Source organism: Acetobacter sp., assembly GCF_022483985.1.
In the GTDB taxonomy this organism is placed as follows: domain Bacteria; phylum Pseudomonadota; class Alphaproteobacteria; order Acetobacterales; family Acetobacteraceae; genus Acetobacter.
The window spans coordinates 333,326-357,889 of record NZ_JAKVME010000003.1 but is presented as its reverse complement, the minus strand read 5'-3'; the positions used below and the strand labels follow the sequence as shown (position 1 = coordinate 357,889).

26 protein-coding genes are annotated in these 24,564 nt (G+C 59.6%); 1 reads left to right on the top strand and 25 read right to left on the bottom strand.

Annotated features, from left to right (window positions below; all coding sequences use genetic code 11):
* Positions 1-46: 46 nt before the first annotated feature.
* The 13 genes from LKE90_RS15780 to LKE90_RS15720 all read right to left on the bottom strand — a co-directional run bounded on the left by LKE90_RS15780 (position 47) and on the right by LKE90_RS15720 (position 11,948).
* Positions 47-1,207, bottom strand: a complete 1,161-nt coding sequence (locus tag LKE90_RS15780) for a hypothetical protein (RefSeq protein WP_291491357.1) — start codon at positions 1,205-1,207, stop codon at positions 47-49.
* A gap of 132 nt (positions 1,208-1,339) precedes the next feature.
* Positions 1,340-2,392 carry an NAD(P)H-dependent flavin oxidoreductase gene (locus tag LKE90_RS15775; protein ID WP_291491358.1) on the bottom strand — a complete coding sequence of 351 codons (1,053 nt, stop codon included), beginning with the start codon at positions 2,390-2,392 and terminating at the stop codon, positions 1,340-1,342.
* Positions 2,393-2,473: 81 nt separating this feature from the next.
* A complete protein-coding gene (gene purF, locus LKE90_RS15770) occupies positions 2,474-3,976 on the bottom strand; it encodes an amidophosphoribosyltransferase (RefSeq protein ID WP_291491359.1) in 1,503 nt (500 codons plus the stop codon).
* A 54-nt stretch (positions 3,977-4,030) separates the two neighbouring features.
* A complete protein-coding gene (locus tag LKE90_RS15765; protein WP_291491361.1) occupies positions 4,031-4,696 on the bottom strand; it encodes a CvpA family protein in 666 nt (221 codons plus the stop codon).
* Between the two features lie 236 nt (positions 4,697-4,932).
* Positions 4,933-5,304: a phosphoribosyl-ATP pyrophosphatase gene (locus LKE90_RS15760; protein WP_291491362.1), complete on the bottom strand. Its 372-nt coding sequence runs from the start codon at positions 5,302-5,304 to the stop codon at positions 4,933-4,935.
* Positions 5,305-5,425: 121 nt separating this feature from the next.
* Entirely contained in the window at positions 5,426-6,145 is a 720-nt protein-coding gene (locus LKE90_RS15755) for a glycoside hydrolase family 108 protein (RefSeq protein ID WP_291491363.1), read from the bottom strand.
* A gap of 442 nt (positions 6,146-6,587) precedes the next feature.
* A complete protein-coding gene (locus tag LKE90_RS15750) occupies positions 6,588-7,421 on the bottom strand; it encodes a hypothetical protein (RefSeq protein WP_291501000.1) in 834 nt (277 codons plus the stop codon).
* Between the two features lie 44 nt (positions 7,422-7,465).
* On the bottom strand, positions 7,466-8,155 hold the full coding sequence (locus LKE90_RS15745; protein ID WP_291491365.1) for a Fe2+-dependent dioxygenase: 690 nt from the start codon (positions 8,153-8,155) through the stop codon (positions 7,466-7,468).
* 108 nt (positions 8,156-8,263) lie between these two features.
* Positions 8,264-8,623 carry a hypothetical protein gene (locus LKE90_RS15740; protein WP_291491366.1) on the bottom strand — a complete coding sequence of 120 codons (360 nt, stop codon included), beginning with the start codon at positions 8,621-8,623 and terminating at the stop codon, positions 8,264-8,266.
* Between the two features lie 111 nt (positions 8,624-8,734).
* The gene (locus tag LKE90_RS15735) at positions 8,735-9,532 is read right to left on the bottom strand and encodes a metal ABC transporter permease (RefSeq protein WP_291491367.1); all 798 of its coding nucleotides are present in this window, start codon (positions 9,530-9,532) and stop codon (positions 8,735-8,737) included.
* A gap of 33 nt (positions 9,533-9,565) precedes the next feature.
* Entirely contained in the window at positions 9,566-10,276 is a 711-nt protein-coding gene (locus LKE90_RS15730) for a metal ABC transporter ATP-binding protein (RefSeq protein WP_291491368.1), read from the bottom strand.
* Between the two features lie 56 nt (positions 10,277-10,332).
* Positions 10,333-11,211: a metal ABC transporter solute-binding protein, Zn/Mn family gene (locus LKE90_RS15725; protein WP_291491370.1), complete on the bottom strand. Its 879-nt coding sequence runs from the start codon at positions 11,209-11,211 to the stop codon at positions 10,333-10,335.
* A gap of 302 nt (positions 11,212-11,513) precedes the next feature.
* Positions 11,514-11,948: an Rrf2 family transcriptional regulator gene (locus LKE90_RS15720; RefSeq protein ID WP_291491371.1), complete on the bottom strand. Its 435-nt coding sequence runs from the start codon at positions 11,946-11,948 to the stop codon at positions 11,514-11,516.
* A 120-nt stretch (positions 11,949-12,068) separates the two neighbouring features.
* Between LKE90_RS15720 and hmpA the strand changes: the two genes are divergently transcribed.
* Positions 12,069-13,283: an NO-inducible flavohemoprotein gene (gene hmpA / locus LKE90_RS15715; RefSeq protein WP_291491372.1), complete on the top strand. Its 1,215-nt coding sequence runs from the start codon at positions 12,069-12,071 to the stop codon at positions 13,281-13,283.
* Positions 13,284-13,652: 369 nt separating this feature from the next.
* Here hmpA and ybaK read toward each other — a convergent pair whose 3' ends face one another.
* From ybaK to LKE90_RS15655, 12 genes are all read right to left on the bottom strand, one after another.
* Positions 13,653-14,129 (bottom strand): Cys-tRNA(Pro) deacylase, encoded by a 477-nt coding sequence (ybaK, locus tag LKE90_RS15710; protein WP_291491373.1) that lies wholly within the window; start codon positions 14,127-14,129, stop codon positions 13,653-13,655.
* A gap of 279 nt (positions 14,130-14,408) precedes the next feature.
* Positions 14,409-15,701, bottom strand: coding sequence for a DEAD/DEAH box helicase (locus LKE90_RS15705; protein ID WP_291491374.1), 1,293 nt, complete (start codon positions 15,699-15,701; stop codon positions 14,409-14,411).
* A gap of 351 nt (positions 15,702-16,052) precedes the next feature.
* Positions 16,053-16,955, bottom strand: a complete 903-nt coding sequence (locus tag LKE90_RS15700; RefSeq protein ID WP_291491375.1) for a BadF/BadG/BcrA/BcrD ATPase family protein — start codon at positions 16,953-16,955, stop codon at positions 16,053-16,055.
* On the bottom strand, positions 16,952-17,554 hold the full coding sequence (gene metW, locus LKE90_RS15695) for a methionine biosynthesis protein MetW (RefSeq protein WP_291491376.1): 603 nt from the start codon (positions 17,552-17,554) through the stop codon (positions 16,952-16,954). Before metW ends, LKE90_RS15700 begins: the two co-directional genes overlap by 4 nt.
* A 1-nt stretch (position 17,555) precedes the next feature.
* Positions 17,556-18,767 (bottom strand): homoserine O-acetyltransferase MetX, encoded by a 1,212-nt coding sequence (metX, locus tag LKE90_RS15690; protein ID WP_291491377.1) that lies wholly within the window; start codon positions 18,765-18,767, stop codon positions 17,556-17,558.
* A gap of 237 nt (positions 18,768-19,004) precedes the next feature.
* Positions 19,005-19,733 (bottom strand): c-type cytochrome biogenesis protein CcmI, encoded by a 729-nt coding sequence (ccmI, locus tag LKE90_RS15685; RefSeq protein ID WP_291491379.1) that lies wholly within the window; start codon positions 19,731-19,733, stop codon positions 19,005-19,007.
* Positions 19,734-19,766: 33 nt separating this feature from the next.
* Positions 19,767-20,252, bottom strand: a complete 486-nt coding sequence (locus LKE90_RS15680) for a cytochrome c-type biogenesis protein (RefSeq protein WP_291491380.1) — start codon at positions 20,250-20,252, stop codon at positions 19,767-19,769.
* Complete coding sequence (locus LKE90_RS15675) at positions 20,249-20,842, bottom strand: redoxin domain-containing protein (RefSeq protein WP_291491381.1); 594 nt, start codon at positions 20,840-20,842, stop codon at positions 20,249-20,251. The genes LKE90_RS15680 and LKE90_RS15675 overlap by 4 nt, the downstream gene beginning before the upstream one ends.
* On the bottom strand, positions 20,839-22,818 hold the full coding sequence (locus LKE90_RS15670; protein ID WP_291491382.1) for a heme lyase CcmF/NrfE family subunit: 1,980 nt from the start codon (positions 22,816-22,818) through the stop codon (positions 20,839-20,841). Before LKE90_RS15670 ends, LKE90_RS15675 begins: the two co-directional genes overlap by 4 nt.
* A 139-nt stretch (positions 22,819-22,957) precedes the next feature.
* Positions 22,958-23,470, bottom strand: a complete 513-nt coding sequence (gene ccmE, locus LKE90_RS15665; RefSeq protein WP_099347365.1) for a cytochrome c maturation protein CcmE — start codon at positions 23,468-23,470, stop codon at positions 22,958-22,960.
* Positions 23,467-23,637 (bottom strand): hypothetical protein, encoded by a 171-nt coding sequence (locus LKE90_RS15660; RefSeq protein ID WP_291491383.1) that lies wholly within the window; start codon positions 23,635-23,637, stop codon positions 23,467-23,469. The genes ccmE and LKE90_RS15660 overlap by 4 nt, the downstream gene beginning before the upstream one ends.
* Positions 23,634-24,416, bottom strand: coding sequence for a heme ABC transporter permease (locus LKE90_RS15655; RefSeq protein WP_018308074.1), 783 nt, complete (start codon positions 24,414-24,416; stop codon positions 23,634-23,636). The genes LKE90_RS15660 and LKE90_RS15655 overlap by 4 nt, the downstream gene beginning before the upstream one ends.
* Positions 24,417-24,564: the final 148 nt, after the last annotated feature.

The window sequence follows — 24,564 nt, the reverse complement described above, 5'->3', positions numbered from 1 at the left end:
AACGCCCGAAAATGAGTTCCGGGCCGGTGGTCGGAGGAAAAACCTCTCAGGCGGCGTGCCAGTTGCCGCCTTTCTTGTAGGCCATGTCCATATCCTGGATGATGCTGTTGAATTCCGGCGCACGCAGGACCATCACACTGGGATCAAACGGTTTTCCGCTGCTGATGGCGGTATGGAGACGACGGTTGAGCGCACGGTTGAACACACCCGGCCCGGTTTTGTAGGCGATATACAGATCCCGGAAGAGGTAGCTGTTGCGATAAAGTGACAGCAGACAGTCCGCAAGGATCGGGCTGTTCCGACGGCTGCCGAAGAAGTCGTTATGGACGTAATAATTGTCCGTCACGAAGAAGACGTGGGACGGCTTCTGCGCGGCATAGTCTTCCAGCGTTTCCGGCGAGACAATGCGGACATCGGCATCCAGCCACCAGCCGCCCAGTTCCTGAATGACATGCACCCGGAGAAAATCGGCCGCCTCGGCGGGATGACGGGCCTGAAGGAAAAGGGACTGGGCTTCCCGTCCATAATGGTCATAGAGCCACTCAGCGCCTGACTCGCGGTTGAACATCTGGACGTCGAACGCTTCCAATTCCTGATGGTAGGCGAGGTTATCCGTGATTTCGGCAGGCGGGTTCTGGTCCCAGTACTGATAGATGTTCGCCGGGATGATCTGCTCCGCACCGGGCCGCGCCGGGATTTTTGCTTTCGGCAGGACGGACAGCGCCGTCTCCAGATAGAGCACATCCACCTCTTCGCCCGTGTGGAAGGCTTCGAAGCAGTTGCCCATCCGTTCGAGCGCAGCCTTGGGGTCATGCTGCCGCCAGGCGATCTCGATCCCAAGAATATAGTCATAGATCGGCTGGGACAGCGCTTTCAGCTGCGCCAGCTCAACTTCGGGAGGGCTCATCCCGGCCTTGAGCAGGCACAGCAGGCGGGCCTGCAACAGGGAGGAGGCGAGCGGGAATTCGTTCGGATGCTTGGAGTGCAGATTGAAGGCGAGGCCGTAGAAATAGGCCGCCTCCTTCACCTGCTTGTGCATGTGCAGAATATTGGCCAGCGCGAAAGCATGTTCGACAGTCGCCGCGCCATGCTTGTGGAAATAATTCATCGCCTGATGGTTGTCGGCGAGATCTTCAAGAGTGAAATCCGAAGTCTTCTCTATGGGCAGGGTCAGGAACGTTTCGTTTTTTTCCGCGTCAGTCGCCATAATCAGGTCTTTTCCACCCCAAGCCCAGAACAGGCCCTCTTCCCATGCAGGATATTAGATAATCCGGGATATTCAACATTCCGGCAACGACGTCCAGAGCATGGCGACGGCCTGCCGACGCCATGACCGGTTTCAGCCCGTGCCGACAATCTCCCCTCTGAGCGTTTCCACAAGCCGGGCCGCCGGCATCGGTCGCACACTGGCCACGCCCGTCCCGGCCCAGAACGCGCCATATCCTGATTCGTCCCGAGCGCGGGCTGCGGCATCGAGTTGTTTCGCCGCATCATACGCATAGGGATAAGGCGGCACTTGCGGACAACCCGGGTGATCGGCCAGCGCCTGAAATTTCTGACGCAGGCCACGGGCCGGACGTCCAGAAATCGCCGTGATCATCGCGGTTCCCACCCTGTCGCCATCCTTCAGGGCGGCACGATAGGCAGGAGACGCCGCACTTTCATCGCAGGCGACAAACGCCGTTCCAAGCTGTCCGGCGACCGCGCCCGCATCCAGCATCTGCACCACATCACGACCGGTCATAAGACCACCGGCCGCGATAAGGGGCCGTCCGCTCACAGACTTCAGTGTGGCGAGAAGCGTCTTCGTGTCGGCCTGTGCATCGGGAGCCGAAGGATCGAAGACGCCGCGATGCCCTCCGGCCTCATAGCCCTGAGCGATCAGAACATCCATTCCGGCCTGCTCCGCCAGTTCGGCTTCCCGCACACTGGTCACACTCGCCAGCAGCATGATCCCCGCGGCCCTGAGAGACCGAACCGCCGCCATATCGGGCAGACCGAAGTGAAAACTCACACAGGCGGGCCGTTCTTCAAGCAGCATGTCCAGAACGGCGGTCCCATCCAGAAAGGACGGATAGATCTGCCGCAATGTTTCCGGGGGGCGAGCGTCGAAGCGCTCAAATTCCGGCTCCAGCCAGTGAAGCCAGTCCGCCGCTTCTTCGGGAGGCAGCGGAACGGACACGTGACAGAAGACGTTCACGCCGAACGGACAGCGGGTCAGTTGCCTCGTCTGACGGATGGCGTCACGGGCGGCAGACACCGTCATCGCACCGATTCCAAGGCTACCGAGCGCCCCGGCGTCCGAAACTGCAGCCGCGAGGCGAGGCGTGGAAACACCGGCCATCGGGGCCTGCAGAACCGGAACTTTCAGACCCAGACGTTCTATCAGCATGGGAGACCTACGCCTGAGAGGCGCGCCGGTTGCATGTGACTGTTGCGACGCACCGGTATTTCAGACCCAACCCGGCTGGACTCAGGCAGTGCCGGGACCGAACTCCTGATCATGGTCCACAAGCGGGATGGGGTAGTCACCGGTAAAGCAGGCATCACAATAACGGCGACGCTCCGCGTCACGACCATCCTCATGGCCCAGAGCCCGGTAAAGACCATCGAGGGAAATGAAGGCGAGGCTATCCACGCCGATCAGCTCCGCCATTGTCGCGATGTCATGCTGCGCCGCCAGCAGCTTGCTGCGTTCCGGCGTGTCGATGCCATAGAAGCAGGAATGTTTGGTCGGCGGAGACGAAATCCGCATATGAACTTCCGTAGCGCCGGCAGCGCGCACCATATCGACGATCTTGCGGGACGTGGTGCCACGGACGATGGAATCGTCCACGAGAATGACACGCTTGCCGTTCAGCATCGGCTTGTTGGTCGAATGCTTCATACGGACGCCGAGGTTGCGGATCTGGTCCGTCGGCTCGATGAAGGTGCGTCCGACATAGTGATTGCGGATAATACCGAGTTCGAAGGGAATGCCGCTTTCCTGCGCGAAACCCATCGCCGACGGCACGCCCGAATCCGGTACCGGCACAACCACATCGGCCTCGACTCCGCTCTCGCGGGCCAGTTCGACGCCGATCTGTTTGCGGACATTGTAGACCGGCATCCCATCCAGAACCGAATCCGGACGGGCGAAGTAAATATATTCGAAGACGCAGAAACCGGAGCGCTGGGCCGCAAACGGCTTGACCGAACGGACGCCCGTCTTGTCGATGATGACCATCTCGCCCGGTTCGACATCACGCACGAACTCGGCGCCCACGATATCCAGACCGCAGCTTTCGGAGGCGAACACCCAGCCGGACGCATCATCAGCCGCACCCGGCAGCTTGCCCAGAACCAGCGGACGCACACCCAGCGGGTCCCGCACGCCCATCAGCGCATCCTGCGACAGCACGACCAGCGAATAGGCGCCCTGCACCTGCTTCAGCGCGTCGATCAGGCGATCCTCGACCGTGGCGTAAAGCGAGATGGCGATGAGGTGGATGAAGACTTCCGTGTCCGTAGTGGACTGGAACAGGCACCCGCGACGGATCAGCGCACGGCGGAGAACGTGGGCGTTGGTCAGGTTGCCGTTATGGGCGACGGCAAGTCCACCGAACTCGAACTCGGCGAATAACGGCTGCACGTTACGCAGCAGGGTGTCGCCCGTCGTGGAATAGCGGTTGTGCCCGACCGAACAGGCGCCCGGCAGACCGGCCATGATCCGGGTATCATGGAAGACGTCGCCCACCAGACCGAGACCGCGATGGGAAGAAAATTTCTTTCCATCATAGCTGACAATACCGGAGGCTTCCTGCCCGCGATGCTGAAGCGCATGCAGGCCAAGAGCGGTTATGGCCGCCGCATCCGCGACGTTCCATGCCCCGAAAACGGCGCACTCTTCGTGGAACTTGTCATCCCCCTCCTGCCGGTCGTCAGCCCATGGATGGGTGGTCACCGCCGTCTGCCGGAGAGAAAGCTGTTCGGACATCAGTTTTCATCCTTCCCCCGATCATCATCCACGCAGACCCGATTACGTGGCGCGTCAGGGGTTCTCTGGGTAAGCCTCGCCGGGCACGTCTTCCGGCTCGCCGAGGTCATGGCCCGAGCCAGCGTCTCGCGCAAGGTCTGAGGGCACAAATCTCGACATCAGGGGCGCAATATAGGAGAGCGCGGTCGTTATCGAGTTCTCTGTTGTTCCATCGCCACGCTGTCCGGCCACAACCATATTCGTGGCTGTAACCCAGTGAGAGGCCATATAGAGGGTCACAATAACCGTTCCACCCCGCAGAACCCCGAACATCCCGCCCAAAAGCTTGTCCAGCCCGGCCAGAGGAGAGATTCTGATAAGGTGGGCGAAAAGGCTGGACACAAGGGCGCCGACAGCCAGACCGCCAAAGAATATCACACCGAACCCGATCCCATCTGCCAGTTCCACCGGCTCCATCGTCGGTATCGCCCATACGACAAAGACATGCCGGTATCTGATCGCCGCCACGCCGGCCACAGCCCAGGCGATCAGTCCCATTATTTCCCGTGTGAGGCCTTTTCTGAACCCGCTGACAATGGACAGGGCCAGAATCAGCTCCACCAGCAGGGCAGGCGCCGATGTCGGCGTGTTCACAACCGCCCGCACGGCCTCTCCCAGCGCAACCTGCACGGTATTCCATGCGGGAATATGCTCAGACACAAATGAAAGGGCGGCTGCCATCAGACAGCGCCCCGATCAGACGCAACCACGCCACCAGACAGCCTGTCTCGGAACACTGGGGGGCTTATCCTCACAACACGGCTGCTCTTTACATCCTCATCAAAGGTCTCAGGGATGCCTAGCCGAAGAGTCCTGAAAGCTCTCTTAAAACAGAAACAGATCATTACTCTGCGTTACTTTTGGAGCGGTATCCGGCCTGAGCGCATCTCTCCCCAGCCGCTATCTGTCTCACGACATTATGGCAGTTTGCTGGTCGCAACCCGCCACGGTCCCTTGCGTCGCCCCTTGTGCGGTCCGGAGGCACGGCTCAGACGCAGGCACAACTCTCCCATTTCAATCCGACAGTGCAGTTCCGTCCACACGGCATCGGGGTCAAGCCCCTGATCAGCCCATATCGCGACCAGCTCCCGGATGAACCCGGCGCTACTCCGGACCACCTCTTCCCTGTCGCCCTCAATAACCGCCGTCGCGCATTCAGCCGTGACAAGACCCAGCGTTCTGGCAAGACGCCGGGTTTTTGCATCATCTGATCTCTCACGTTCCTGTTGCGCCAGCGCGTGCAACAGGGGAGCGAGACTTTCGACGGCGCCAGAGGAACGAATTGTCATGAGACCATCATGAAAAACAATTGTGGCAACCGTCAATCAGGTCGCGACCACAATACGGAACAGAATAATGGCCCGGCATCGCCGCCGACATTAAAGGAGCGGTGTTTTCCGCAGGAAACGCTCAGAATATGGCCGGACCTGCCTCTCTCCCTCTGGCGGCAGCGACAAGGGCAAGCGCCGTCTCGGTGCGGCGCTTCGTGCGGGCAAGCCATCCCCGCCCCCAGCGACGAAAACCGGCCCGCACCCTGTATTCACGTTCCTGCATACCCGACAGGACGAGCACAAGAAGCAGTTCCATCATCTGCTGGCCTTCAAGAGCCCGCTTCACTTCCGGTCCGATACCGCTGCTGGCTGGCAGTCCGAGACGAGTGTGCAGGATCGCCAGATTCTCCGGGTCAATCTGCGGCAGCAGTTCGGAGGCATTCATATGATTCAGCGCTGAGAGAGTCTGCGGACCAATACATCCGTCCATCGTGACCCCCACCATCCGCTGCAACAGGCGGGCGGACGCGGACACACCGCAATTCCATCCGAAGTCGAACACCATGAGATCAAGACCGGCGGGCAGAGCGGAACAGACCAGCGGATTCCAGAATCTGGAGCGGGCGATGGCATCAAAGGTCTCAAGGTCCAGATCGCGCATATCATCCTGAGAAACGGGGTGGGGCTTTCTCCATGATGCCAGCATTGCTGCGGAAACGCCGTAATGACTGCCGATCAGGACGCCTTTCCGACCGTTTTCATCAGGCAGCCAGTTACCCAGATCCTTTGGATCTTCACTGTACCCACCTTCAGCCGTACGAACAAAATCCAGGCAGGCATCAAAATTCTGGCCAGTCAAAGTGACTCTCTCCGGTTTTCCTTGATAAGATACCGGCTCAGACCTGAAGGCAGACCTCACGCACGGCCCACAGAAAATATCCGTCTCCACACAAAAAATGGCGTATCAAATAAGCCTCTTTTATTGATTCTGTTTGCGATAAACCATTGACGCGGATATCTGGACAGAAACAGGAAGACCTACGTCAAAATTTTCAAAAAATATTATTGTCGGGATATCATTTTCATTTCTGAAAGCCCGGATCTCTCTGCACGAGAAGAAGAGCTCCGATTGTCAGCCGTCCGGCCCATGCGCATTCCGCATTTTTGCATCTCTGGAAAAAGTCAGGGCACCGGAAGACACTTCTCATTCCTTACATGGAAATCAGGAGTGTTTCTAAAAAACAAAGTTTTCGTCAGAAAACAAAGAGCACTCTTCCCGAACCTCAATCAGAGTGCTCGCCCTATAACGGATACTGACGCACCAGATTGTTCAGCTTTTCCCGCAAGGCCACGTCAAGAGGGAAGCGATGGATTCGATAATCCTGCTCCCCTGTTGCATGTTTCAAAATGAGATCATCATGCATCCGACCCATGCGACCATTCAGGTCGCTGAGATAACGCGCCATCACATCAGAACGACTGTCTGGAAAAATCGTTCTGTAATCGTCAAAAAAAGACACCTGCCGACTGATGATCTTGCGAAGCGCATGAAAAGGATGCGCGGTCATGCTGTCTGCACTCAGGCTGTCGGATAGCATCCTGATCTGTTCACGCAGATATCGCTCAAACGCTGCTCCCGTTTCGAGCCTCATCCGGGACAATTCTCTCTCCATCAGGCGCCAGACAGGCGTGACGATCATCAGGCGCAGCACCAGCGCATAAAGACGGGTCTTCAGGGAATGACCATTCCGGAAGGCATCCTGCACATGCCCCATCAGCGTGGTGACACTCTTGAACAGGATCGGACTCTGGTGTCGCGCTGTGTACAGCACGCAGGCAAAGCGCATGTGTTTGAATTTTGCACGGATATGCTTGAAGGCTACGCGCCCTTCCGCATCAATGTCAGCCGAAAGAACAAGCTGCCCGGCAAGCGCCGCCAGCGCCCGACGATCCACCTGTCGCACCCAGAGTTCATGACTGATTCCGAAACAGTCCTCGACGACATCATCCTCAAGAGGAGATGGAACGGTCTCCGGCAGAGTGACCTGCTCTTCCGCCACGTCATTGACCAGAATGGCCTCGAACAGCCTGTCCAACTGCCGGTCTGAAAACCGCGCCGTCGCTTCTGTAACCATCACCTCACTCACGCACCAAAAGAAAAGTCCCTGATCCCGCAGGGCTACATCACGTCACACCATTGTCGCATGAGGTTGTGATACACATTGACCAGACCGAGAACGGCCGGATCGTCATCCTCCAGCCGGGCGCGCAAATCCATGATCTGCTGATCGAGGGTAAACAGGATACGCCGCTGGCTTTCATCCCGCACCATGGACTGAGTCCAGAAAAACGAGGCCAGCCGCGTCCCTTCCGTCACCGGCTCAACCGAATGCAGAACCGTCGTGTCGTAAACGATCATGTCACCGGCAGGGAGTTTGACCTCCCTTGTACCGGATTCGTCGTAGATGATCAGTTCGCCACCCTCGTAATCCTCCGGATCATTGAGGAACAGGGTCGAGGATACATCCGTGCGGATACGCAGCCCACCCGAGCCGGGAATAGGCCGCACGGCGTTGTCCACATGCGCGCGGAACTCCATGCCCGGATCATAGCGATTGAACAGAGGCGGCACGACACGCAATGGAATGACCGCACTGTTGAACAGCGGATTACGCCCCAGCGCCCGCAGTACAAGATCAGCCAGCGCACGATGCTCAGGATGGTTGAGCGGCAGTTGCAGGTTGTTTTTCGCCTTGGCCGACTGCTGCCCCGCCGTCACCTTGCCGTCTTTCCAGTCTGCCGTGTCCATGACGGCGCGGCACTGCGCCAGCTCTTCGGCTGTCAGAACCTGGGGAATATGCAGAAGCATCACTCATATCCGTTTGATGGGGTTCGCCGCTCTGTCCGCGCCGGAGCAGTATCAGATCAGGAGCCGGACATGCGCCACCCGGAAAACTCCCGCCAGTCGGAAGCCGGTTCAGTCGCCTTCACCGGGCGCGAGCCGCTGGACGCGCACGGCCTGACCACCGGGATTATAATAGATCACGCTGTCACCGCGTCTCTGGGCGTAACCATCCGGCTGACCATCCTTGGTCCAGAACATCAGACGGTCGATGTCGGGCTGTTCCACAACCTTGTCACCGGGGGGACGGTGAATGTAGCTGTAATCCTTCTTCACCCGGGTCGCGTTGAAGCGCGAGGCCAGAGCATGCATGTCAGGCGCGGACGACTTGTCATCATCAGGAGCATCCTGCGCCAGAGCGACAGCAGGCAACCCCGACAGCATCCCGCCAACAAGCGCCGCCGCGCTCCACATACGCCACAGGGTTCCGCGCATTCGCCGTTCCTTCTGAACAACCCGATCCATCATGTCGCTTGTCCCAATTTTCCACTGCCTGTGCAAGGCACGCTGGCTAAAGGGCGTCATGCGTCAGCGTGACGAAAGATTTCAGACCTTACGCCGTCCGGCAGACATCAGGCCCGCGAGAAGAAAAGCCAGCGTGCTGAGCACGGCGATCCAGAAGGAAACCGGCGCATCCGTCCACCATGACAGCATCAACCCGCCCCACGCCTCGGCAACCGCCAGCAACGTCGCGCAGACGAGACCGGCCCACGGCGAGAGACCGAGCCGATGCGCCGTCGCGCCAGGCCCCACCATCAGGGTGAAAACGAGCAGAACGCCGGTGATCTGCGCCGCCTCGGCTGTCGCCGCGCCCACCAGCATCAGGAAAAGGATGGACACCATCCGCACCCGCACACCGCGTGCTTCAGCCAGTTCCGGTTGCAGACTGGCGAACAGAAGCGGACGCGACAGGACGGCCAACCCGGCAAGACCCGCCAGAGTGAAAACCGCCAGAGAGCCCAGCGTCTGAGGACTCACCCCGAGCACATTGCCGAACAGCAGGGCGTTCGCCACGGAAGCGGACCGTGTCATCAGATGCAGGAACAGTACACCACACCCCATGGCCAGTGACAGCACGAGACCGATGGCGACGTCCCGTCCGGCGGCCTTCTGGTCCGGCAGGCCCATCGCGCCACCCGCCAGAATGGAGGACCCGAACAGCCCGACCAATGGGGACCAGCCCACAAGCGCCGCACCCGCCGCGCCCGCAAAGGCAATATGCGCCAGCGCATGCCCGGCGAAGCTCTGACGACGCAGGACGAGAAACCATCCGACCGGCCCTGCCAGCAGCGCCACGAAGACAGAAGCGGCGAACGCCATCCGCATGAAATCGTAGTCAAGCATCGGAACGACCGGTCATGGTCTGAGAAACGGTCATCACAAAGCGTCCGCGCTGACCAGCAGACGACCCGACGGCGTGCGGCAGACTTCAACCGGTGCGCCGTAGAGCGCGGAAAGCGCCTCCGTGGTCATCACCTCATCCACGCGTCCCAGCCGGGCATGGCCGCGAGCGACATATATCACCGAGTCCATGACCCCCATCAGGGCGTTGATGTCATGCGCGGAACAGAGCACGGTCATGCCCCTCTGCCTCACAAACGCGCCCAGACGTTCGGCAATGTCACGCATCCGCACCGGATCAAGGCTGGCCAGCGGTTCATCGAGCAGCAGCAGTCGCGGAGAACCGATCAGCGCCTGCGCGATCAGAAGACGCTGTCTCTCGCCGCCGGAAAGCTCCCCAAGCCGCCGTGCGGCGAGATCGCCGGCGTCCACGCTTTCCAGTGCTTCCTGAATGATCATTCTGTCGGCACGGGAGAGCCACGGCAGCCCCCACCGATTTCCGGACATACCGGACGCCAGCAGATCCCACCCTGTGAGCGACGCGCCGTTGGCGCTCCGGTTCTGCGGCATATAACCGATATCGCTCATATCTGCGCCGGGCGGCTTCCCCAGCACGCTGATCCGTCCCTGCTGAAGCGGCAGCAGCCCCATCAGGGCTCGCAGAAAGGTGGTCTTGCCCGCGCCGTTCGGCCCAAACAGGCCGACGAACTGCCCGGCGGGAATGGACAGGGAGAGGCTGGACAGCACGGATTTCCCGTTCCGTATTACGGTTACATCCTCGCAGATGATCGCCTCCGCCCGCATCAGTGCTGGTCGGATTTCAGAAGATGACGTTCCAGTTCATCGAGAATCTGCGTCATCCAGTCCTGCCAGTGCAATCCCGGTGGCAATGTCTCGGTCAGGGCCATGCACGGAACGCCCGCCTTTCTGGCGACTTCCAGCAGACGCGAGGCAGAGGGCGTCACTGTCTGGCGATTATAGATCAGCAGCCTGATCCGGCCGCTTTTCAGATCATTCTCGAACTGCGCGACAACGGCTGGCCCCGGCTCGACATCGTTCATCACGGCGAGCTGGAAGGCGCTGTTTTTCATAACCAGCCCCAGTTCATCCGTCAGACGGCCGGGCAGAGGCTCGGTCGCGGCGATCGGAATCCCGCGTACACGCTGCCCCAGACGAACGATGCGTGTCTGCAGGCGGGCAAGGTCACTTTCAAAAGACGCCAGACCTCCCGATGAACCGGTATCCAGCCGAAGCTGACGGGCGATGTCCCGGGCGACGCGATCGACCACGACCGGATCGAACCAGAAGTGCGGGTTTCCGCCATCCTGCCAGTCTGCAAGCGGCGCGACCCGGATCGTGGACTTGGAATGCGCCATCCGGTCCATCCAGGGATCAAACCCCGCCCCGTTCAGGATGACCAGATCGGCCTTTTCCACCTCGCGCGCCGTCGCCGGAGACGGCTCGAACAGATGCGGATCAATGTCGGGCGAACTGAGAATACTGTCCACAACGACCTTCGGGCCACCGATCTGGGCGGCGATATCGCCCCAGACATTTTCCGCAGCCACAATGCGCGTCACATCCTCACTCTCCGCGCTGGCCTGAGAGACAGACAGAACGCCAGAGAACAAAACGCCGAAACACATCGCGAGAATGGCGGCGGAAGGCAGGGGAACGCGCATGGCAGAAACCCCTAAAGGCAATGTTATACTATATCAATAGAGATTCTGCCGAAGTTGTCGTCCCTTCTCACGCCAGCGGTCCAGTAGAATGCCTTTGTGGGTGCTTTGCCCCCACCCGCAAGGGACCGCAACTCCCCTTCGACCCAACTTTTGATAACAGGCTGCTTCCAAAGACACGCCTTTGGCGGGGGTCGAGGCAGCACTCCGCAAATCCTCTCCAGACAAAAAAATCAGGCAGAAAGAATCCTGATATTATCGGTAAGGCCGCAACTGATATGGCATTACGAAGCAGCGCACACCGGCTACGTGAGTTTTCGCCTCTCTCCCTGACCGACCATGTCCGCGAGAGTCCGGTTATCCAGCACGGCAAAAAACGCTCCAAGCGCGTCATCGAGCGTATGACGTAACGTGCAGTCAGGCATGAGCAGGCAGGGTACGCCATTCTGCTCCCCCGATGGGTGCATGCAGGCAACCAGAGCGCAGTCATCCTCCGTAAAACGAATGACATCGCCAATCCGGATGCTGTCCGCCGGACGTCCCAGTCGCAGACCGCCGTTGCGGCCTCTGATCGTCTCGATAAACCCACCCTGCCCAAGGCGATGGATGATCTTGACCATATAATTTTCCGAAAGACCGTAACGCTCGGCGATTTCCCGAATGGATGACAGCCGGTCAGGGTTGGCCGCCAGAAAGATCAGGGCGCGCAGGGCATAGTCGGAATGTTGGGTAAGACGCATCTCCTGACAATAAACCAGCCGGAACGTCTTTGTCAGCCATTTAAGGTAACCCAATTTGACACCTTAAAGCCTGCGCGCCTATAAAGGTTACCGACTCAGTTACCTTAATGGATATGTTTCATGACCGCTCCTCTCGACGACAAAACCCGTTCCATCGTCAAAGCCTGCGTCCCGGCGCTCGAAGCGCATGGGCTGGATATCACGCAGGAGATGTACAAGCGGCTGCTGGCGGCTCCCGAAATCCGTGACCTGTTCAACATGTCGCACCAGAAAGACGGTGAGCAGCCCAAAGCGCTAGCCCTCGCCGTGCTGGCCTATGCCCGCAACATCGACACGCTCGGCAATCTCGGCGGCATGGTCGAACGCATCACACAGAAGCATGTCGGGCTGAATATCCTGCCCGAGCATTATCCGTTTGTCGGCAAGGCGCTGCTGGGAGCCATCGAGCACGTACTCGGCGACGCGGCGACGCCGGAGATCATGGAGGCATGGGCCAAGGCTTACTGGTTTCTCGCCGATGTGCTGATCGGTCGTGAAAAACAGATCTATGACGAGCACGAAGCAGCCCCCGGCGGCTGGATTGGCTGGCGCTCTTTCCGGGTCCGCTCCGTGGTTCAGGAAAACAGCCTCGTCCGCTCGTTCGTACTGGTGCCGACTGACGGCAAACCGGTGATGAAGCATCTTCCGGGACAGTATCTGAGTTTCAGACTGGAGATTCCGGAGCACGGCTCCCAGCGGCGCAACTACAGCATCTCCTCAGCACCGTCCTCCGATCATTATCGGATCAGCGTGCGCAAAGAGGACGGTGGCGTCGTCTCTTCATGGTTCCACGATGCTGTGCATGAGGGAACGGAATTGCAGGTCTCCGCTCCCGCCGGTGATTTTGTCTATGATTCTGCCACTGAACAGAAAACCGTCTTTCTCAGCGCAGGTATCGGCCTGACGCCTTTCATCTCTGCGGTCGACACCCTGTCCGCTGACGAGAAAAAGAATATCCGTTTCATTCACGGTGCCCACGCCGCTGAAACCAGCGCCTTTGGTGCCGACATTCAGAAGCTGGCTGGTTCAGGTGTGTTGCAGGCGGATATCTTCTTCAGCACCGGCCTTCCTGCCAACACTGTCGACGAGTCTGGCTTACGGTATCATGCAGGCCGCATTACAAAAGACTGGCTGACAACACAGATTGACCCCGACGCAATCTATCGCCTCTGTGGTCCGGACGCCTTCATGCGCGACATGGTGGACATACTGAAAACAGCGGACGTTCCGGCTGCCAATATCCGTTACGAATTCTTTGGCTCAGCCGCTGACGCAGAGCTGCTCTCTGCTGTGTAAACAAAATTTTTTTGATCTGAGCAGCATGTATTTATTTGGTCATTTGGTGAAACAGATGACCGACTGTGGCCCTGCATAATGGGACTGTTCGTCACAGGAAAATCTGACGGAGGATATGCATGGGTTTTATAAAAATCCATGCATATAAAACAGTTTCGTCGAAACAAACCGGAACCGGTTTTCCTGTCCTGCCCCAGCGAGCAATAATCGGTCGAGAGGCGGAAATCCAGCTTTTTGCGCTTTTCCAGCGTTGATCAGCATGTCATTTTTGCCGCTCTAATGGACACCTCTCAGATTATAATGTGAAAATATCAATATATTACTACAAAAAGATGATGTTCATAAAGACACATCGACATGCCACCATCCCTAAGGAGCCACAAGATCAGCGAGTTGTCCCTGCATCGCGACAAGCGCATCCTCGACAGCCAATCTGACCTGCAAGCCACGTCCACCACCATTCATAAGAATATAGGGCAGACCTGACGCTTCATGTGCCAGAAAAGTCGGCACCGTCCGGCGTCCACCAAAAGGGCTGATTCCACCAACCTTGTAGCCGGTGATACGTTCCGCATCAGCAGGTTTCATGATTTTTGCAGCTTTACCGCCACAGACGGCCGCCAGTTTTTTCAGGCTTAATTCCTGTGCAACCGGAATAACCGCGCAGACCGGCTTTCCATCCACTTCCGCCATCAGTGTCTTGAAAACCCGTTCGGCAGGCTCATTGACCGCCGCCGCCGCATGCACACCCAGCCTGCTGACTGAAGAGTCATACTCATACTGAAGCATTTCGAACGGAATGCCGCTACGCTTCAGGAAGGCGCTGGCCGGGGTTGCCTTGCTCATGACCTCGTTACACTATCTTACAAAACCAACAGTCTTTATCAGGCTTTCCTTAACCCGGAACCTGCTCCGGAACAAAACGATGCGCCGCTTCAAAAGACGACAGAAACCTTTGTCCGACCATTGCATTGTCGGGGCAAAAACGATCAACGCCACAAAAAAAAGCCCCTGAGTCTGTAAGGACTCAGGGGCTCAGACAGTTACGCGCATCGCCAGCCCCCGTATTCAGAAATCCGGTAGCAACGCGCTACAGATCCTGAAACCAGAGCAGTTCGTTGTTGATCAGGCGACCCGACGGGTTCCCCGGGGGCGACGATTGCCGCCGGCTCCGCCACCTCCCCCGTTGCCGCTGCGGCTTGGACCACCGCGATTCTGGCCGCCACCGCGTCCGCGACCTCCACCAAGGACGGGCGGACGCTGCGTCGAATGCTCGGCCGCATCGGAGTGATAGGGATGATCGCGAACAACCGGCACACTCTTGCCGATCGTACGTTCAATATCTTTCAGCCAGGCCCGCTGTTCAGGGTCACAGAAGGATATGGCCCAGCCTTCACGTCCGGCACGTGCGGTACGACCGATACGATGCACGTAGCTTTCCGGAATGTTCGGGAGATCATAATTGAAGACGTGAGAAACCTCATCCACGTCAATGCCGCGTGCCGCGATATCCGTCGCCACCAGCACTTTTACCGCTCCTGAACGGAAACCGCTCATTGCCCGTTCACGAGCGCCCTGAGACTTGTTGCCGTGAATGGCCTCAGCTGTGATACCGTTCTTATTCAGGAACTCCGCAACCTTGTTTGCTTCATGCTTCATCAGCGTGAAGACAACGCTGCGAACCACCTTTGGCGATTCCAGAAGAAGAAGGAGCGCATCCTTTTTCTGATCAGGCTCGACGAACATCACCACCTGCCGGATACGGTCCACCGTGCTAGATGGAGGCGTCACCTCGACCTTTGCGGGATCGCGCAGGAGACTGCCAGCCAGTTCCGTGATGCTGTGCGGCATGGTGGCGGAGAACAGCAGCGTCTGGCGATCACGCGGCAGGGTAGCGACAATCCGCTTGATATCGCGGACAAAGCCCATATCCAGCATCCGGTCAGCTTCATCCAGAACCAGAATTTCCAGATCACGCAGGTCGATGAATCCCTGACCCATCAGATCGAGCAGACGCCCCGGAGCCGCCACCAGCACGTCAACGCCACGCCGCATCGCCTCGACCTGACGTCCCTGACCGACACCACCGAAAATCACGGTATGGGTCAGCTTCATGTGACGAGCGTAGGACTTGAAGCTCTCATCAATCTGAGAAGCCAGCTCACGCGTCGGCGCCAGCACCAGAACGCGGGCGCCCTTCGGCGGAGCGGCATGACGATGCGTCAGAAGATGCTGGAGAATAGGCAGTGCGAAAGCCGCCGTCTTGCCCGTTCCGGTCTGCGCGAGGCCAAGCAGATCACGCCCGGCCAGAAGGTAGGGAATGGACTGCGCCTGAATGGGCGTTGGCTCCGAATAGCCTTCTTCGGTAAGAGCCCGCAACAAGGGTTCGGCAAGCTGCAGGTCGGCAAACGTGGTCATTGAGCGAAGACACCTCTCGGAATACCACAGGGAAAAAGCTTCACACAGTCTGCGTCTGATGACACATCCCTATGCAATGAATTCCTGTCCATCAACGGCTGAGCCTGTAGCAACCTTCCCTGGGAGGCTACAGGATCGTTCTGCTGTTTCTGGAGATATATAAACAATTTGTATGAGACTGATATCACAGCTTGTTTTAACAAGTTGTTCACAGAAACTGTACGACCTCTACATCATTTTTGGCTGTGGCTCAAGCCACACAGACCAAATTCACACTTCGAAACACGGTATTTTTGCAGATTTCCTGATTTTACACAGGTGAATTCCGGCAACAGCGGAAAGAAAAAACACCTACACCATGCAGATCCGCTCCATGGCCAGCCTCATCGCGCCATCAAGAGATGTTCCCTGACAGAGCGCACCCTTATCCCTGACGGCCTGAGGACACCATGGCAAAAGCGCCGATGCGAGGCCACCGGTAAAAGCAACCTTCAATTCAGAAAATCCCTCCTCCCTCAGCAAGGCATTCACAAGAACGGCAATAGCCCGCCCTGCATTTTCAAGAAGATTTGCGGCCACATCGCATCCGTTTTCAGCAGCCCGCAAAACAACGGGAGCCAGAACAGCAAAATCCGCCGCTGACGCTCCGACGCTCCACGTCATGGGATCTTTTCCGAATTCTTGCAGATAACGTCGTACAGAAACAGAAAGAGCGCTCTCGGTTGCCCGGCCGTCAGACGCCGCAAGCATGTGACGCACCGCCTCAAGACCAATCCGGGCTCCGCCGCCTTCATCATCCTGCGGAAAACCCCATCCGCCAACACGATGATTACGATCGCCACGAATAGCATAACCAACGCTGCCCGTGCCGATGGCGACAATCGCCCCATCCTCGCCTCCATGAGCTCCGAGACAGGAGGTGTAGGCATCGGTCCGAACGTCAAAAATCGTTAAATACGGCAGAAGCTCTTTCAGTTTTTCGGTACATCCAGCGACTTCGGCACCCGCAGCACCCGCTGCGGCAATCCATTGCACCGCGCCATCATGCAGGGCTTCTTCGTCCAGACCCGCACTCCGCACCGCGTCACGCAAGGCGGTTTCCATGGATTTTGCCGCCTGCTCCACGGAAGTTGCAATATTGGCAGGCCCTCCGAACCCTTCACCCAGCACATCCCCGGAAGGCGTCGCAATACGCAGGGCTGTTTTTGTCGCACCGGCATCGATTGCGACCAGAAGCGTTGACGGGTTGGTCAATTCCCTTTGCCGAGACGAAAAAGCGCCTGCTCGCCGAAAAGATTCGCAAGCCGAATCGACCGTCGCCACGGCGCGCGGTCACCTTCCTCATCAATGGCCATCCATTCATGCACACGATAGCCATCCTCGTCGCAGAGCGCGAGAAAATCCCTGATCGTGCAAGGATGAATGTTGGGCGTGGCGTACCACGGCGTGTGCCAGACCGCCGTATTGGGCATCCTGCCGCTGAGCAGCAGTTTCAGGCGCATCTCCCAATGACCGAAATTCGGAAAAGACACGATCGCATATCGTCCGATCCGCAGCATCTGACGCAGGACCTCACGAGGCCGCTCGACCGCCTGCAACGTGCGTTGCAGGACGACATAGTCAAAGCTGTTATCCGGATAATGCGCCAGATCGTGGTCGGCGTCTCCGTGCACCACCGGCAGACCATGCGCCACGGAGCGCGTAACTTCTCCCATATCGATCTCGATCCCGCGCGCATCACATCCCCGCGTGCGAAAAAGATGATCGATCAGGGTGCCATCACCGCTTCCAATGTCCAGAACCCGCGTGCCGGGCGTGATCATCTTTGCGATCAGACGCTGGTCAAGACGCATTTCAATGCCCTTTCAACGTCCGGGGAAACAGACCCGCATGTTCCGCGGCCCCATTCAGAAAGCCAACGACCGTACGGTCGAAATCAGGCTCGTCCAGCAGGAACGCATCGTGTCCCTTGTCGCTTTCAATCTCGACGAAAGAGACATTCGCCGCCGCCCGGGTCAGGGCCCGCACGATGATCCGGGACTGGGAGGTGGGAAACAGCCAGTCCGAAGAGAAGCAGACGACACAGAACCGGGTTCTGGTTTCCCGGAATGGCCCGGCGCAATCGCCGTCATGCTCCATGCCCAGATCCATCCAGTCCATCGCCCGGGTGATGGTGAGGTAGGAATTGGCGTCAAAACGCCGCACGAATGTCGAGCCCTGATGACGCAGATAGGACTCGACCTCGAAAATCTCGCCGAATGTGGATAACGCGCCGGGGGTAGGACTTCCGACAACCGGTTCGTCACACCGGCGCACCCGCCGACCGAACTTCCGGGTCAGGGCCTCCTCGGACAGATAGGTGATGTGCGCCATCATCCTCGCGACAGCCAGTCCGCGAGCCGGAATGGCGTCCGTTTCCCAGTAGCGTCCTCCATGCCAGTCCGGATCGGCAAAAATCGCCTGTCGGCTGACCTCATTGAACGCAATATTCTGGGCGGAATGGAAAGGCGCGGTCGCAATCGGCATGGCGGCAAACACCATGTCGGGATAGGTCGCCGCCCACTCAAGGACCTGCATCCCTCCCATCGAACCGCCGATTACCGCGAAAAGCCTGTCGATTCCAAACTGTCTTACCAGCAACCGCTGCGCCCGCACCATGTCGCGGATGGTGATCGGTGGAAAGTCGGTCCCCCACGGCTCTTCCCGGCTCTCGCCGTTTTCGCCGGTCACAGTGCGAAGGGAACGAGGCCCCGTCGACCCCATGCAGCCGCCGAGCACGTTCGAACAGATGACGAAAAATCTGTCGGTATCAATCGGCTTTCCCGGCCCGACCATGCGCTCCCACCAGCCGGATTTTCCCGTCACCGGCTGGGTCTCGGCCACATACTGATCCCCGGTCAGGGCATGACAGATGAGGATCGCATTGTTCCGTTCAGGCGACAGGGTGCCATAGGTCCGGTAGGCGATTTCCACCGGCGCGAGCACGGACCCGCAGTCGAGCGTCAACCCTTCCGGGAATACGGCGCGTGTATGATCTACCGTAGAAGGAATGACTGTCTGGTCCATAAACCGGGGCTTCCAAAGATTACCGCCACATAAAGGCCAAAATCATCTGGATCAAGAACGAGACAGGACGTCTCTTTCCAGAAAGGGTGTGCAGACTGCCCGCAAAACAGTCTCGTCGACAAGCGCACGGAAGCTTACACTCTTGTAATCAAAACGGTTTTGTCCCGCAGACGGCCGTGTTTCAAAAAAGAATCGGCACTCTTTTGTGACATCACAGGGAAACCTGACAGGCCGGTCTCAGGGCTGTTCCTGCTCGTGCTCGCCCTGTGCAATCCGCTGCTCGACCGCCTGCCGCCAGGGGGCGTCCTTCGGCGCCGCGTCCAGCGCCCGCTGATAAAGCGCGAGACTGGCCGCGCCGATATGCCTTTCAGCCCTGACCTGTGCTTCCGCCAGTTCAATCGCCAGATCCGGCTCAAACCGCAGCTCCAGCGCCCTGCGCCATGCTGCCATGGCGGCCTGATCATGCCCCCGTGACGCTTCGGCCTGCCCCAGCAGGATGTAACCCTGCCTGAGCTGCGGGTCGTTCACCGACATTTTCGACAGGGCGTCCTTGAGCTGGTCGATGACTCTGTTCGCACGCATGTCACGCTGAGCTAAAGCTTCTAGACGAGGTTGCAGGGGCTGGGCCGGAAAGCCCGGATGACCGCCCGTCCAGTAAAGCGCAATCGCCACCAGCGGAATCAGCAGCAGAGCCAGAATGGTTTTCACACGTCCGGCCCGGTCCACCATGTTCGCCGGAGCCCGGTCGGCGGCCAGAATCCGCCGCTGAATCTCAAGCCGGGCGATGCCATGCTCGGACGGCGCGATCATGCCGATATCCAGATCACGATCCAGCTCGACCAGTTGCGCTTCATGCAGCGCCAGAGCCGTGCTCCGCTCATCCCGGGCGACGGCGCGACGCCACAGGGTAAAGCCGGCAGGCAGAAGCGTCATCGCGCTCAGGAGGGCAATGCTGGGCCAGATCATAAATCACATCCGGGGCAAAAGGCAGAAGAGAAGTTACTGGCCATCGCCAAGCTCCCTGAGCCGCGCCTGCTCAGCTTCGCTCAGCGGCGTGGGAGCCACCGTGCGACGGCGGAAAATCATCACAGCCGACACGATGCCGACAAGCAAGGCCAGAACCGGCATACCCCAGAGCAGCAGCGTCGCAACCGTCACCGGCGGACTCAGTCGGATGAAGTTGCCATACCGCGCCACCATCCAGTCTATGACCTGCTGGCTGTTCTCGCCCTTGGCGACATGCTCGCGCACCACCTTGCGGAGATCCCGCGCCAGACCAGCGCTGCTATCCTCGATCGACTCGTTCTGACACACCAGACAGCGGAGCTGCGCCCCGATCGCCTCGGCCTGCCGTTCCTGCTTCGGATCAGGCAGCATCTCGGACGGATCATCGACCGCCCACGCCATGACAGGCGCGGACAGGCAGACCAGCAGCAGGGCAGTCTTCAGCCTGAACGCTGCCTTCACGCGCAACCGAGCCCTCATCCGCCCACAGCCTTCAGCGCGTTCTTCAGGCCGTCGCTCACCTCGGGGCTGTCGAGCCCCGCCGCGCTATGCCAGACGATCATGCCGCCGGGCGCGATCAGAAAGCTTTCAGGCACACCGGAGACGCCCCAGTCGATGGCCACACGACCATCACGATCGCTGCCGATACGGGCATAGGGATTGCCCGCATGCTTCAGCAGACCCGCCGCATTCTCCGGCTTGTCCTTGTATGCGATACCCCAGATCGGCAACTGCTTCTGAAGTGCGAGAAGAGCCTCCATCTCCGCGATGCAGGGGATGCACCATGAAGCAAAGAAGTTGATCAGGACCGGTCTGGTCAGCGCCTTCAGATCAGCCGTCGCAAACCCCGTGCCGGGTGTCTGATCCGGCAGCTTGAAGTCCGGAACCGGTCGCCCGGTCACCGGCGCGTTGATATCGTGCGGATTGAACGAGCCTGTCTGCATCCCGGACAGCATTTTCCAGAACGCCGCACCGCAGAGTCCTGCCCCAATCAACAATGGGCCACCAAAAAGAATACGCCGCCGCGTGACAGCGTTCTGACAGTCTGCCGGAGTTTGTTCACTGCTCATTCTGCTGCCACCATATCTGGAGCCGGAGCCCGTCTCGGAGCACCCACGCGCATGCGACGATCAGACAGGGATAGCGCCCCGCCCATCGCCATGATCAGCGCCCCGAACCACATCCACGGCGCAAGCGGATTATAGTGAAGACGCAAGACATAAGTCGGATTGCTGTCCGGCCCATGCTTGTCCCCGATCACACCATACAGATCGGACAGACCATTGGTGTGGATCGACACTTCGGTCGTCGTCTGGTTCTGCATGTTGAAGCTGCGCTTGGACGGATGCATCACCGTCACCAGACGCCCGTTGTGGCGGATTTCCATGGTCGCCACCATGGCCATGTAGTTCGGTCCCGGCACCGTCCGGACATCCGTCAGGGTCCACTCATAGCCGGCAAGCTCTTCCTTCTGGCCGACATGGACTTCAACGATCTTGTGCTGGGCCTGCGACATGACCGCCAGACCCAGCACGCTCACGCCCACACCAATATGCGCCAGCGCCGCACCGAACGCGGAGCGTGGCAGGGACTTCGCCCGCTGGATGCTCTGCGAAAACGACACGCGGAACAGCGCCAGCCGACCGGCAATGTCTGTCAGGCTGGAACCGATGATCCATACCGCCATCGTCGCGCACAGGATTGGGAGCACGCCCGAAAGCCCGATTACCGTCACGCCAAACGCGGCCAGTGTGGCCAGCGCCGCGACCCACAGGCGTCTGAGAACCGGCCAGAGCTGCGCCCGCTTCCACGGCAGCATCGGCCCGAACCCCATGAAGGTGAACAGCGGGATGGCCAGCGGAATGGTGGCCGCATCAAAGAAGGGCTTGCCGACCGAAATCGTCTTGCCGAACAGCAGCGACATGAACGGCGGATACATCGTGCCGGTCAGCACCACGGCGCAGATCGAGCACAGCAGGATGTTGTTCAGCACCAGCGAGCCTTCCCGCGAAACCGGGGCGAACAGGCCGCCACTGGTCAGAGACGGAGCGCGCCATGCGAACAGCGCCAGCGATCCGCCGATGACCAGTCCCAGCAGGGCGAGAATGAAGATGCCGCGCGCCGGGTCCTGCGCGAAGGCGTGGACCGAGTTGAGGATGCCTGAGCGCACGAGGAATGTGCCGGAGAGCGAGAAGGAGAAGGTGCCAATGGCCAGCAGGACGGTCCAGATTTTCAGCGCCTCGCGCTTCTCGACCACGATGGCGGAGTGCATCAGCGCCGTGCCGGACAGCCATGGAATCAGCGAGGCATTCTCCACCGGGTCCCAGAACCAGTAACCACCCCAGCCGAGCACATAGTAGGACCACCATGACCCGAGCGCGATGCCGCAGGTCAGGAAGCACCACGCCGCCACGGCCCACGGGCGCACCCAGCGTCCCCATGCCGCATCGACGCGTCCTTCCATCAGCGCGGCAATGGCGAAGGCGAACGGCACGGCGAATCCGACATAGCCGGTGTAGAGAATCGGCGGATGAAACGCGAGGCCAGGGTCCTGCAACAGCGGGTTCATGCCCTGTCCGTCGAGCGGCGCGGGCCAGACCCGGTCGAACGGATCGGACGTTGTCAGGCAGAACAGTTCGAACCCGGCGGCTACGCCACCCAGCACACCAATCACCCGCGCCCGCAGGGCGGACGGCAGATTGCGCCCGAACGCCGCCACCGCTGCACCGCAGATGCCCAGAATCAGCGCCCAGAGCAGGATGGACCCTTCATGATTCCCCCAGACGCCGGTGATCTTGTAGAGCAGCGGCTTGGTCACCGAACTGTTCTCAAGAATGTTGGCCACCGAGAAGTCGTTGGTCACCGCTGCATTCACAAGGCAGAGGAAGGAGGCGACCAGCGCGATGAGTTGCCCCAGCGCCAGACCGGGGGCGAGCGCCATCAGGCGACGGTCTCGCCTGCGTGCGCCCAGCACCGGCAGGATAGCCTGCGCCAGCGCGAACACGCAGGCCAGCGCCAGCGCGAAACGACCAAGTTCGGGGCTCATACGGCCTCACTTCTCTTTTTGGATATACCGGGAATAGGGGCTCTCCCCCTTGGCCCCCGCCAAAGGCTCACCTTTGGAAACCGTGCATGAAATTGAATCGGGTAGAGATTGCTCTTGGAGAACAGACAGAGGGAAGGCATCAGTTCTTTCCGGCCGCTGTATCCTTGCCGGTCATGGCGTTCCAGCTTGCCGCATCGGGTGGAGGCCCGAATTTCGGGTTCCATTTCCCGGATTTCTGCAACGCTTCCGCCACTTCCTTCGGCATGTAGGTCTCATCATGCTTGGCCAGCACTTCGGACGCCACGAAGGTCTTGTCAGGCTCCAGAGAGCCCACGGCCACCACGCTCTGCCCCTCGCGGAACAGGTCCGGCAGGATGCCCTCGAAGCGCACGGTCACCGCGGCCTGCCCGTCAGTCACCTGAAACAGGTTGATGGGCGTTTCGCCCTGACGCTCACGCTTCACCGATCCTGCCACCACCATGCCGCCAAGCCGGATCGTGCGATCCGCCGCCGGAGGATGGTCCACCACCTGAGAGGGTGCCATGAAAAGCTGGATATTGGAGGAAAAGGCCGAAAGCGTCAGACCGGCGGCCGTGCCCAGTCCGGCGACACAGGCAATGACAAGCCAGAGACGGCGGGTCTTGCGTTTCATGCGCGTTGTCCTCCCTGTGTCCCACTCTGGGCCCGGCCACGGGCAGCTTCCAGCGAGGCCAGTTTCAACCTGTCACGCTTCAGGCGCAGTGCTGCGCCAGCGGACAGTATGACGGCCAGACTGCCCGCCAGCCCGTAGGACGCCAGAATATAAGGCAGGTGGGTCATGCGGATGCTTCCCCGGATGAAGCCCGACGTGGGCTTGAGAGCAGACTGCGGATACGGCTTTCCATCACACCAGCCCGGAGACGCGCAACAACAATCGCGGCAAACCCAAGCGTAAACCCCAGCGTGGAAATCAGCAGTGGCCAGAGCATGGTCTGCGACATGGTCGGCGCACCAGTCAGGGTGATGCTGGCGGGCTGATGCAGTGTGTTCCACCACTGCACGCTGAACTTGATGATCGGCAGATCCACGGCTCCGGCCAGCGCCAGAATGGCCGCCGCACGATAGCCGCGCTGCTGATCGTCGAAAGCGTGGATCAGGGCGATGTGCCCGAGATAGAGAAAGAACAGCACCAGCACGGAGGTCAGCCGGGCGTCCCACACCCACCATGTGCCCCACATCGGCTTGCCCCACAGGGAGCCGGTCGCCAGACAGGTCGCCGTCACGCAGGCACCGACCGGCCCGATCTCGACGGCGGCGAGATCGGCGAGCGGATGCTTCCACACCAGAGACAGCACCGAGCAGACGGCCAGCGCGAAATAGCCGGAAGACGACAGCCAGGCGCAGGGAACATGTACATACATAATGCGCACGGAATCACCCTGCTGCCAGTCGGCGGGGGAGAAAAACAGCCCCCAGCCCAGCCCGATCAGCGTGATGATCACGGCGGACCATGTCAGCCAGGGCTGGATCCTGTCGCCCAGACGCAGGAAGCGGCCGGGGTTGGCATAGCGGTGAAACAGGGCTCCGGCCCGCTCTGTCAGTGTCGGCGTCGCGCTCAAGGTCCGTCCGTTCATTGGCAGGGCGCATCATTACGCCCATGTGGGTAAACCATTCCTTATGGCGCACCGCCCGCGAGCACGGAAGACGGCACGCAATCAGGCCCTGATGATCATGCAGGGGGTCGTGCGGGCTGTCTTCCTACACTAT

Excerpts from the sequence above, each read along its gene's own strand:
- LKE90_RS15660 (WP_291491383.1), bottom strand. The coding sequence starts at position 23,637 with ATGACCCACCTGCCTTATATTCTGGCGTCCTACGGGCTGGCGGGCAGT.
- LKE90_RS15780 (WP_291491357.1), bottom strand. The coding sequence starts at position 1,207 with ATGGCGACTGACGCGGAAAAAAACGAAACGTTCCTGACCCTGCCCATA.
- LKE90_RS15705 (WP_291491374.1), bottom strand. The coding sequence starts at position 15,701 with ATGACCACGTTTGCCGACCTGCAGCTTGCCGAACCCTTGTTGCGGGCT.
- LKE90_RS15750 (WP_291501000.1), bottom strand. The coding sequence starts at position 7,421 with ATGGTTACAGAAGCGACGGCGCGGTTTTCAGACCGGCAGTTGGACAGG.
- LKE90_RS15670 (WP_291491382.1), bottom strand. The coding sequence starts at position 22,818 with ATGAGCCCCGAACTTGGTCGTTTCGCGCTGGCGCTGGCCTGCGTGTTC.
- metX (WP_291491377.1), bottom strand. The coding sequence starts at position 18,767 with ATGGACCAGACAGTCATTCCTTCTACGGTAGATCATACACGCGCCGTA.
- ccmE (WP_099347365.1), bottom strand. The coding sequence starts at position 23,470 with ATGAAACGCAAGACCCGCCGTCTCTGGCTTGTCATTGCCTGTGTCGCC.
- hmpA (WP_291491372.1), top strand. The coding sequence starts at position 12,069 with ATGACCGCTCCTCTCGACGACAAAACCCGTTCCATCGTCAAAGCCTGC.
- LKE90_RS15725 (WP_291491370.1), bottom strand. The coding sequence starts at position 11,211 with ATGCGCGTTCCCCTGCCTTCCGCCGCCATTCTCGCGATGTGTTTCGGC.
- LKE90_RS15720 (WP_291491371.1), bottom strand. The coding sequence starts at position 11,948 with ATGCGTCTTACCCAACATTCCGACTATGCCCTGCGCGCCCTGATCTTT.
- purF (WP_291491359.1), bottom strand. The coding sequence starts at position 3,976 with ATGTCCGAACAGCTTTCTCTCCGGCAGACGGCGGTGACCACCCATCCA.
- LKE90_RS15680 (WP_291491380.1), bottom strand. The coding sequence starts at position 20,252 with ATGAGGGCTCGGTTGCGCGTGAAGGCAGCGTTCAGGCTGAAGACTGCC.
- LKE90_RS15745 (WP_291491365.1), bottom strand. The coding sequence starts at position 8,155 with ATGCTTCTGCATATTCCCCAGGTTCTGACAGCCGAAGAGCTGGCGCAG.
- LKE90_RS15775 (WP_291491358.1), bottom strand. The coding sequence starts at position 2,392 with ATGCTGATAGAACGTCTGGGTCTGAAAGTTCCGGTTCTGCAGGCCCCG.
- ccmI (WP_291491379.1), bottom strand. The coding sequence starts at position 19,733 with ATGATCTGGCCCAGCATTGCCCTCCTGAGCGCGATGACGCTTCTGCCT.
- LKE90_RS15735 (WP_291491367.1), bottom strand. The coding sequence starts at position 9,532 with ATGCTTGACTACGATTTCATGCGGATGGCGTTCGCCGCTTCTGTCTTC.
- LKE90_RS15760 (WP_291491362.1), bottom strand. The coding sequence starts at position 5,304 with ATGACAATTCGTTCCTCTGGCGCCGTCGAAAGTCTCGCTCCCCTGTTG.
- LKE90_RS15675 (WP_291491381.1), bottom strand. The coding sequence starts at position 20,842 with ATGAGCAGTGAACAAACTCCGGCAGACTGTCAGAACGCTGTCACGCGG.
- LKE90_RS15740 (WP_291491366.1), bottom strand. The coding sequence starts at position 8,623 with ATGCGCGGAACCCTGTGGCGTATGTGGAGCGCGGCGGCGCTTGTTGGC.
- ybaK (WP_291491373.1), bottom strand. The coding sequence starts at position 14,129 with ATGAGCAAGGCAACCCCGGCCAGCGCCTTCCTGAAGCGTAGCGGCATT.
- LKE90_RS15765 (WP_291491361.1), bottom strand. The coding sequence starts at position 4,696 with ATGGCAGCCGCCCTTTCATTTGTGTCTGAGCATATTCCCGCATGGAAT.
- metW (WP_291491376.1), bottom strand. The coding sequence starts at position 17,554 with ATGCGTCTTGACCAGCGTCTGATCGCAAAGATGATCACGCCCGGCACG.